Annotated in this window: 4 protein-coding genes; 2 read left to right on the forward strand and 2 right to left on the reverse strand. The window is 62.5% G+C overall.

Annotated features, from left to right (window positions below; translation table 11 throughout):
* The coding region (locus ACJWXQ_RS00780) for a TlpA disulfide reductase family protein (protein WP_346052541.1) at positions 1-798 on the forward strand (798 nt) is incomplete at its 5' end.
* A gap of 6 nt (positions 799-804) precedes the next feature.
* Here the strand turns inward: ACJWXQ_RS00780 and hrpB are convergent.
* A complete protein-coding gene (gene hrpB, locus ACJWXQ_RS00785; protein ID WP_346052543.1) occupies positions 805-3267 on the reverse strand; it encodes an ATP-dependent helicase HrpB in 2463 nt (820 codons plus the stop codon).
* Between the two features lie 264 nt (positions 3268-3531).
* Here hrpB and ACJWXQ_RS00790 point away from each other — a divergent pair, with 264 nt between their 5' ends.
* On the forward strand, positions 3532-7179 hold the full coding sequence (locus ACJWXQ_RS00790) for an EAL domain-containing protein (RefSeq protein ID WP_406671938.1): 3648 nt from the start codon (positions 3532-3534) through the stop codon (positions 7177-7179).
* Between the two features lie 25 nt (positions 7180-7204).
* Here ACJWXQ_RS00790 and ACJWXQ_RS00795 read toward each other — a convergent pair whose 3' ends face one another.
* Positions 7205-9226 carry a S9 family peptidase gene (locus ACJWXQ_RS00795; RefSeq protein WP_346052547.1) on the reverse strand — a complete coding sequence of 674 codons (2022 nt, stop codon included), beginning with the start codon at positions 9224-9226 and terminating at the stop codon, positions 7205-7207.
* Between the last annotated feature and the right edge of the window lie 149 nt (positions 9227-9375).

The following is a 9375-nucleotide window of genomic DNA, read 5'->3' on the forward strand; positions in this document are numbered from 1 at the left end:
ATGGATGCAATCACTCTCGGGCCCCTGGTCATGCCCATGGATCGTCTCGTGGCCCTGCTGGCGGCGATCAGCCTGCTGCTGGCGGCACACTTCCTCCGGCGTCGCGAACCCCTGCTGAGCGACTGGGTGACCTGGTCCCTGGTTGCGGCGATTGTCGGCGCCCGTCTGGCTCACGTGGTGACGTTCCCGGCCCCCTTTCTGGAGGCGCCCTGGACCATTCTGTTCATCTGGCAGGACGGTTTCGCCTGGTGGGGCGCCCTGTTGGGTGCCGCGCTGGTCAGTGCCTGGTACCTCTGGCGGCATGGCATGGCCCCGCGCTGGATGGCGGCCACCATGCTCCCCGGACTGGTCGTGGGAGTGGCGGGAGTGGTGGCCGTTCTGGTCCTGGCCCCGGATACGGCGCGACTGGATCGTGTGGTCCTTGAGGACCTGGAGGGAAGCGCAGTCGAGCTCGCCGCATCCGCTGGCGAGGAGGGTAGCGGCGTCTTTCTCTGGGCCACCTGGTGCGGCGTTTGTCATCGCATGATGCCGGATGTGATCCGGGCGGCGCGTCAGTCCGAACAAAGGCAGTGGTTTCTGGTCAGTGTGGGCGAGGATGCCGAGACCGTCACCGCCTATATGGACGGTCTGGAGCAGAGCCTGCCGGACAATGTCACCGTGCTGCTGGACGGCGACAGCCGCCTGCTGCATCGCTGGCAGGCCCATGGCGTGCCGACCACCCTGTTGTTTGATGCCGAGGGCAGGCAGCAGGATCGCTTCATGGGGCAGCGCAGTCTCTCCCGCCTGCTGGCCCGGTAGCCGGTTTCATCGCCGTTTGGTGGCCATGGTTGCCTCGGCGGCGAGCGGATCGTCGGGCCAGGGGTGCTTGGGGTAGCGCCCGCGCATGTCCTTGCGGACCTCCGGATAGGCCTGGCGCCAGAAACTGGCCAGGTCGGCAGTGACGGCCAGGGGGCGGCCCGCGGGTGAGAGCAGGTGAAAAACCACCGGACAGCGACCGTCCGCAACCCGCGGTGATTCAGACAGTCCGAAGACGGCCTGCAGTTTCACTGCCAGCACCGGGCCGGGGTCGGCATCATAGTCCAGCGGCATGGACTGGCCGCTGGGCACCTGGAGCCGTGGCGGTGCCAGCCGTTCCAATTCCCCGCTCTGATTGCCGGACAGCCTGGCCATCAGGGCATGCTTGAGCGGCAGCTTGCCGAGATCAGCCAGGGAGCGTCGACCGACGAGGAAGGGCGCCAGCCATTCATCCAGTGTTGCCAGCAGGTTTTCATCGTCGCAGGGCGGCCACTGCTCCGGCCAGAGCCGGTGCAGAAATTGCAAACGGGCCCGCAAGCGTCGGCTCTCTCCGCACCAGGGCAGTACGCCAAGTCCCCGCTCTCGGACCACGTCCAGCAAGGCGTTTTCAATCATCTCCGCCGGCGGATCCGGCAGCCGCTCGGTGGACAGGCGGATGGCGCCCAGTCGGCGTTCCCGCTGTGTCACCATGGTCCCGGCCCTTTCGTCCCAGGTCACCCGGTCCCGGGTCTTGATTCGCCCCGCCAGATCCTGTTCCAGCGCTGAGCCGGAAACCGGCGCGGCCAGGAAGATCCTGGCATCTCCCTCTCTCCCGTCCAGGGCTGCCGCCACCAACCAGGTCTTGCGGGCCAGGGGGTCTTGTACCGACAGTGTCGCGCCACGGCCGTTGGCAAGCAGAAAGCGGTGACTCTCACCCCGCCGACGGGCAATACGGTCGGGGTAGGCCTGGGCCAGCAGGCGACCGGTTTCCTGTTCATCGTCCTGAGCGGGCGGCTCATTCCCGGGCAGCCATTTGTTCACTGCCTGACGGATGCGGCGCAGGCGACCGCTGGTGGCAGCGGGATATTCCCCCCGGAGCGCCAGAACCCGCTTTTCCATGTCCGCACCCTCGTCATTCGGCAAGGGATCCCGCTCCTCCAGCAGAGCCGCCAGTTCCGCCGCCAATCGGCCCAGGCCCATGGCCCGGCCTTGCAGGACCATATGGGCGAGACGGGGATGGAGGCCCAGCCGCTGCATGTCGCGACCATGGGGGGTAATCGCGCCGTCGTCATCCACCGCGTCAAGCCATTGCAGCAGATCCATGGCCTGACGCCACGGTGCACGGGGGGGTGGATCCAACCAGGCCAGTGTTTTCGGTTCCCGGCAGCCCCACTGGGTCAGTTCCAGCGCCAGCGGTGCCAGATCCGCCTCCAGTATCTCGGCGGGGGCGAACGGTGCCAGTCCCGCCTGGGCCGATTCAGACCACAGCCGGTAGCAGACGCCGGGGCCGATTCGCCCGGCGCGGCCCCGGCGCTGTTCGGCTGATGACCGCGAGACCCGGCTGGTTTGCAGCCGGCTCATGCCCGAGCCCGGATCGAAGACGCTGCGTCGGGCAAGGCCGGCATCGATTACCACCCGAATGCCCTCAATGGTGAGACTGCTTTCAGCAATGGCCGTGGCCAGTACCAGCTTGCGCTGACCGGTCGACGCCGGCTGAATGGCCGCATCCTGAGCCTCAGGGGAGAGTTGACCGTAGAGAGGCGCGAGCTGCACGTCGGCGGGCAGATTGCCTTCCAGGGCCTCGACTGTCCGCCGAATCTCGCCTTCACCAGGCAGAAACACCAACAGTGAGCCGGATTCACTGGCCAGGGCGTGATGGACTGCCCGGGTCACGCTGGAAATCAGCGGTTCGTCGCGTTCGGGCGGACGGTAGTGAACCGTCACCGGGAAACTGCGCCCCTCGCTGTGCACCACCGGGGCCTGGTCCAGCAGGGTGGATATCCGGTCTGTATCCAGCGTGGCCGACATGATCAGCAGGCGAAGATCCTCGCGCAGGGCCTGCTGGGACTCCAACACCAGGGCCAGTCCCAGATCGGCCTGCAGGGAGCGTTCATGGAACTCGTCGAAGATCACCGCCGCGTAGTCCTCCAGGGCCGGATCGGCCTGGATCAGGCGGGTGAGAATTCCTTCGGTGACCACTTCAATACGGGTGTCGGGACCGATGCGCGTATCCAGGCGGGTGCGGTAGCCCACTGTCTCGCCCACCCGCTCACTCCGTTGTGCGGCCATGAATCGGGCGGCATTGCGGGCTGCCAGCCGGCGCGGCTCGAGTAGCAGGATTTTGCTATCCTTGCAGAAGGGCGTTGATAGCAATGCCGGTGGCACCCGCGTGGTCTTGCCCGCGCCCGGGGGGGCCTGGAGGATTGCCCGATTGTGATCGCTGAGAGTCTTGAGCAGGCGGGGTATGACACTGTCGACGGGCTGCCCGGGCATGGTGTTTGTGCTCATTGGCGGCATGGCGCAAGGAAAGAGGGGAATTTTAGCATTCTCCCTGAGCTCTAAACGTGAGACGCTGTCATTTGCAGAAAGCTGCGGGTTTTCCACTACAATCAGTTCTAGGACGTGCGCCGCCGAGTTCCGCCGGGAGTTGTGCCCGCGGTATTTTCAGTCGGCGTCCATGCCTGCGAATGCAACGATCCGGGAATGCCATTGTCGGCAAACTGATTCTCCCCGCCTGGGGATAAAGGTGACCATAAGGTGTCCAAAGCGGTCGCGGCGGTAACTGAATCCCGGTTGTTCCGGGCGCAGGAAACGATCCTTCAGCAGATGCTGGAAGGTAGCAGCCTGCAGCAGTTGCTGGACCAGATCGCGAGTGTCGTGGATGAACTCTCCAGTGACGGCATTGCCAACATTCTCCTGTTGGATGATGATGGCGTGCATGTCGTCCATAGCGCGGCCCCGCAGTTGCCGTTCAGCTACAACCATGCCCTGGAAGGTGTAGCCATTGGCTCTGGCGTGGGCTCCTGTGGAACCGCCATGCATGAGCGCCGTCAGGTGATCTCCACCGACATCAGCAGCGACCCCCTGTGGAAAGACTTTCGTGAACTTGCCCTGGCCCATGACCTCCATGCCTGCTGGTCAACCCCCATTGTCGATGCCGCTGGCAAGGTACTGGGCAGTTTTGCCTTGTATTACCGGGAAACGCGCGGTCCTGATGAGCAGGATCTGCTCATCATCTCCCGAATCTCCCATTTGCTGGGTGTGGCCATCGAACACTGTCGCTCACAACGTCAGCTCAAGGGAGTCCGTCGGGCCCTGAAGGAGAAGGGGCGACAGCTTGAAACCCTGGTGGCCAATCTTCCGGGCATGGTATACCGGGTCCGCCAGGATGAACGCTGGAGTGCGGTCTGGGTCAGTGACGGTGCCAGGGACTTGACCGGATTCACCCCGGAGGAACTGACTGCCGAGGACAGTGGCGGCTTTGTCGAACTGATTCACCCTGAGGACATGCCCAGACTGGTTGCCGAAGTCGAGCGTTCCATCGCTGGCGGTCAGCCCTATAGCTTTTCCTATCGACTGCGTACCCGAAAAGGTAACTGGCGCTGGGTCTGGGAACGTGGCCGTGCGGTCTCGTCCATTGAGTCCGGGGATGTCCATTTTGAGGGTGTGATTACCGATATCAGTGACATCAAGGATCGGGAACGAGCCCTGGCTAGGGCCAATCGCTCCCTGCGCATGCTGAGTCAATGCAATGAAGCACTGGTTCGAGCCGAGTGCGAGGCAGAACTGCTGCAGGGGATTTGTGATGTGGTCGTCGACACGGGGGAATACCCGCTGAGCTGGATCGCCCTACCGGCCAATAGTGAATCCGGTTGGTACCACTGCCATTCGTGGTCGGCTGCTGACGATAGGTTCTCACTCGAACCAGATGACCTGCGATTTCGCATGTCGGGCGAAGGTGTCTTGCGCCCACTGTTGGAGGACCAATTGCCTGTATTGGTTCGGGGTTTTGGTGATGTTCCGGGACTGCCCATTGCAGAGCAGGCATCGGCCCTGGAATTGGGCAACGGTCTGTTCATCCCCCTTTGCGATGGCGATCAATTGCTCGGTGTATTCATCCTGGTGGCACCGGTTGGCGACGCCATCAGCCGTGATGAGTTGGGCCTGTTGGGCGAGCTGGCCAGCGACTTGGCCTATGGCATCGTCTCCCGGCGTAGCCGAATCCGCGAAGAGCAGCTCAACCGCGCGGTAATCAACATTGCCTCGGCCTTCCAGGCCAGAAGCGGGGCTGATTTCCTGGAGCGACTGGCGGACAAGGTGGCGGAGACCGTCGGTTCGCCGATCGTGGGGATTGGCCGCTTGCTGCCGGGGGATCTGCTCCGGGCGCGGATTGTGGCGGGCCAGGCGGACGGTAAGTCGATTGCGGGTACGACTTATGACCTGAGCGGTACCCCTTGTGAGTCCATGCTCGGTCAAGCCAGTTGCGTGGTACCGGAAGCAGCACGGGAGACCTATCCCGAAGATGACATTCTTCACAAACTTGGCGTCGAGTCGTATGTGGGCCACCGCCTGGAAGATGCCGATGGCAATCCCATTGGATTGATCTTCGCCCTGTTTCGTGAGCCGGTGGTTGATCCGGATTTCATTCTTTCGGCCTTGGGCATCTTTGCGGCGGGCGCGGCCGGTGAATTGGACCGCCTGGAGCGGCATCGTCAGATCGAAGAGCAGGCTGCCCTGCTGGACCAGACTCGCGATGCCATCATGCTCACCGACCAATCAGGATGTATTGAATATTGGAATCGGGGGGCAGAGCAGATCTTCGGTTGGTCGGCGCCTGAATCCCTGGGACAGAACTGCACGGAATTCCTGGGTGTGGATGCGAAGGCCTTTGAGCATGCCCGCGGAAAGCTGGAAGCCAACGGTTATTGGCAGGGCAACCTGGATTGTCTGGCCCGTAGTGGTCGCCGAATTACGGTGGAGTTTCACTGGACTCTGACTCGTGATGAAAGTCCCCAGTCCCAGTCACCGGAATCAGAGATGAGGATCCTGCAGGTGGGTGCCGATGTGACCCGACGTCAGCAGGACGAAGCGCGTATTCATCGCCTTGCCTTCTATGACGAAGTCACGGGACTGCCCAATCGGGTGTTGGCCATGGAGCGTCTCCACGAGATTCTGGTGGGCGCCGCCAAACAGGCGGGTCGAGCCGCGCTCATGATCATCAACCTCAGCCGCTTCAAGGAAATCAATGAGTCCCTGGGCCATGCCGTGGGTGATCAAGCACTGAAGGCGGTTGCCGAGCGCCTGTCCATGCTCTGTGGGGAAAGTGATTTTCTCGCACGTCTGGGTGGAGATGAGTTCCTGCTGCTGTTGCCTGGCAGGGATGAACCGTCGGCCCTGATCATGGCGCGGCAGGTGGGCGAGGCCCTCAGTCGACCCATGGTTCTGCGGGAGCAGCAGGTCACCATCAGCGCCACGATGGGGCTTTCGGTCCATCCCCGCGATGGTGCGTCGGCCGAAGAGTTGTTGCGGCATACCGATATTGCACTTAACGAAGCCCGGGCCCAGAGCCTGCCCTGTGTCGCCTATCGTCCCGCCATGGAAGAGGCCCTGAACGCGAAGCTCAGTCTGGCAAGGGATTTTCGGGCGGCCTTGGCCGCGGACGAGCTGGAGGTTCATTTCCAGCCTCAATTCACCCTGCCGGGACGAAAAATATGTGGTGCCGAGGCCTTGCTGCGTTGGCACGATGCCAATCGGGGCTGGGTCAGCCCCGGCGTTCTCATCCCCGTTCTGGAAGAACGCCGAATGATGTCGGAACTGGGTCCCTGGCTCTTCGCCCGGGTGGCGGCTGCAATCAGGCAGTGGCAGCAGGCCGGCTATGACATTCCCGGTCCCATCTCCATCAACCTTTCCGCAGAGCAGCTGGAGGATGATGGGATCGTCGAGCAGATTCTGGGGACAATGGAGAAAGCGGCGGTTAACCCGGTTCATGTTGGGTTGGAACTGACCGAGACCGGAATCATGAAGGACCCCGAACGTTCAGCCCTCATTACCCGCCGCCTTAAGCGGGCCGGCTTTCAATTGTCCATTGATGACTTTGGGACCGGCTATTCTTCCATGAGCTATCTCAAGCGCCTGCCCGCCGATGTCATCAAGGTGGACATGTCCTTCGTGCGCGAAATGTTGGACGATGCCAGTGATTACGCCATCGTCAAGACCATTATCGCTACCGCCCGGGCGCTGGGCATGGAAACCCTGGCCGAGGGGGTGGAGACGGAGGCACAAGCCCGGGCTCTATCCGAGCTGTGTTGTGACTATGCCCAGGGCTATCTGGTTGGTTCCCCCTGCACACCGGAGGAGTTTGCCCGCCGGTGGTTGCGGGGCAGGGAGCCGGTCACCAACTCATGATGGCAAGCCGGCGCCCTGTGGGCTCCTAGTCCCTGTAACTTTCAAACCATTCCAGAATCAATTCAAGCCGCTTGACCAGATTGACGGGCGTTCCTGCCCGGGACAGGCCGTGCCCCTCGCCATGGAATATGGCCATCTCCGTGTCCACGTCGTTGTTTAGCAGGGCGTAGAACCATTCCTGGGCCTGGCCGATGGGCGTGATCTGATCCTGGTCGGCGTGAATGATGAGAGTCGGTGTTTCCACCTGATCGGCATACTTCAAGGGCGAGCGGCCCCAGTAGTAGTCGAAGTTGTCCCAGAGCGTGCCGCCGAATTCAGCATTCATGGATCGCGGCGGAAACATCTGGGTGCCGGCCTCGGAAATCCAGCTGCTGACACTGCGCTGGGTGACCGCTGCCTGGAAACGATTGCTTTGGGTGGTGATCCAGTTGGTGAGAAACCCCCCGTGGGAGCCACCGGTGACGTAGAGCTGCTCTTGATCCAGCCAGGGATAGCGTTCCAGGGCCTCGTCCACCAGTTGCATGTTATCGCGGTAGTCGGCACCGCCGTAGTCAAGGCGCACCGCTGACTGGAACTCATGCCCGTAGCCCGTGCTGCCCCGGTAATTGGTGAAGATGACCGCGTAACCCTGGGCCGCCATCATGTGATATTCATGAAACCACTGATGCCCCCACATCCCGCCGGGGCCGCCCTTGATGTTGAGGATGACCGGGTATCGCCGGTTGCGGTCGAAATCCACCGGGCGCAGCACGAAGCCGTCCACCTCGAAGTCATCGTCGTTGATGAATTCGAAGCGCTCCAGGGGACGCAGGGCGAGGCCATTGAGCAGTTCATCGTTAAAACCGGTGAGGCGTTTCTGCCCGCCCCGGCGGGTATCGGCCACCCAGATTTCCGGCAGATTGATTTCATCGCTCTGGGTCCAGGCCACCCGCCGACCATCGGCGGAGAAACTGGCGGACTCCACACTCGCGGCTTCGCCAAAGCGCAGGCGCCAATTGCCGTCGGCGCCCTGCAACTGGAACAGGGGGCGGGAGGCGCGATAGTCGCTGTGAAAGAACAAGCCCTTGTCACCGGCCGGCCAGTGGACATTGGCAACGCTCAATTCCATGCCCTGATGCAGCACCGAGACCTGTTCATCACCCAGCTCGATCCGGTGCAGTTCCGTCGGGGCATAGCGTTCGGCCTGATGGTTATAGACAAGGGCCCGTCCATCCGGCGCGAATACCGGATTGCTGGCCCGACCTTCCGGGGTGGCCAGGCGTTGGCTCTCGCCCCGTCTCAGGTCCAGCAGATAAATGTCCTGGTTGAAGCCACCATCGAATTCCTCGCCGCCTTTATCGGCATTGAAGGCCACATGGCGTCCATTGGCAGAAACAACGGGATTGTGGACATTCCAGCTTTCGTCATGGACCAGGCGCTCCAGCTCCCCGCTGTCCAGGTCCAGCAGCCAGAGCCCGGTTCGGGCCTCGTCCAGTAGCCCCCGGCCTTCCTGCTTGTAGACCGCCTGGCTGATTCGGGTCAGGTCCGCCTGCGGCTCTTCTTCCTCCTCTTCCTCCTGGCGCGGGTCCTCCACCCAAGGGTCCAATCGCAGGCTGAGCAGAATGGCATCACCTTCCGGCAGCCAGTGGAAATCACTGATGGTTCCCTGTTCCAGAGTCGTCAGGGCCTGGGCTTCACCGCCATCGGTGGCAATGACATGGAGCTGTGGTCGCTCGTTGCGACTGGCGACGAATGCCAGGCGATCACCCTCGGGTGACCAGCGAGGGCTGCCGTCGGAATCGCCACGGGTAAAGCGCCGCGGTTCGCTTTCACCATCGCTGCCCACCAGCCAGATGGCTGTCTCACGGGAACGCCGGTCGTCGGCCACTTCGCCGCGCACGAAGGCGATTTTCTTGCCGTCGGGCGAGATCTGCGGGTCATTGACGAAGACGAAATCGTAGTAGTCCGAGGGGGTCATGCCCCGGGGCTCGTCGGCCAGGGCGGACACGGCCAGCAAGAGCCAGGCCACGGCAAGACAGCTCAACTGGGTGAAGGACGGACTCGGCATGACACTCTCCCGGATACGATGGCGGAAGCGAAAGCTTAACCCAAGGCGGTCGATGCGCGAAGTGCTTGAATCTGGATCAGCTCTGACTATGTTTAGGGAACCTCTGATCAATTCATTCGCGCCGGCAGTTGGCGCGAATGAATTGATCA

Source organism: Natronospira sp. (genome assembly GCF_007134575.1).
GTDB classification, from domain to species: Bacteria; Pseudomonadota; Gammaproteobacteria; order Natronospirales; family Natronospiraceae; genus Natronospira; species Natronospira elongata.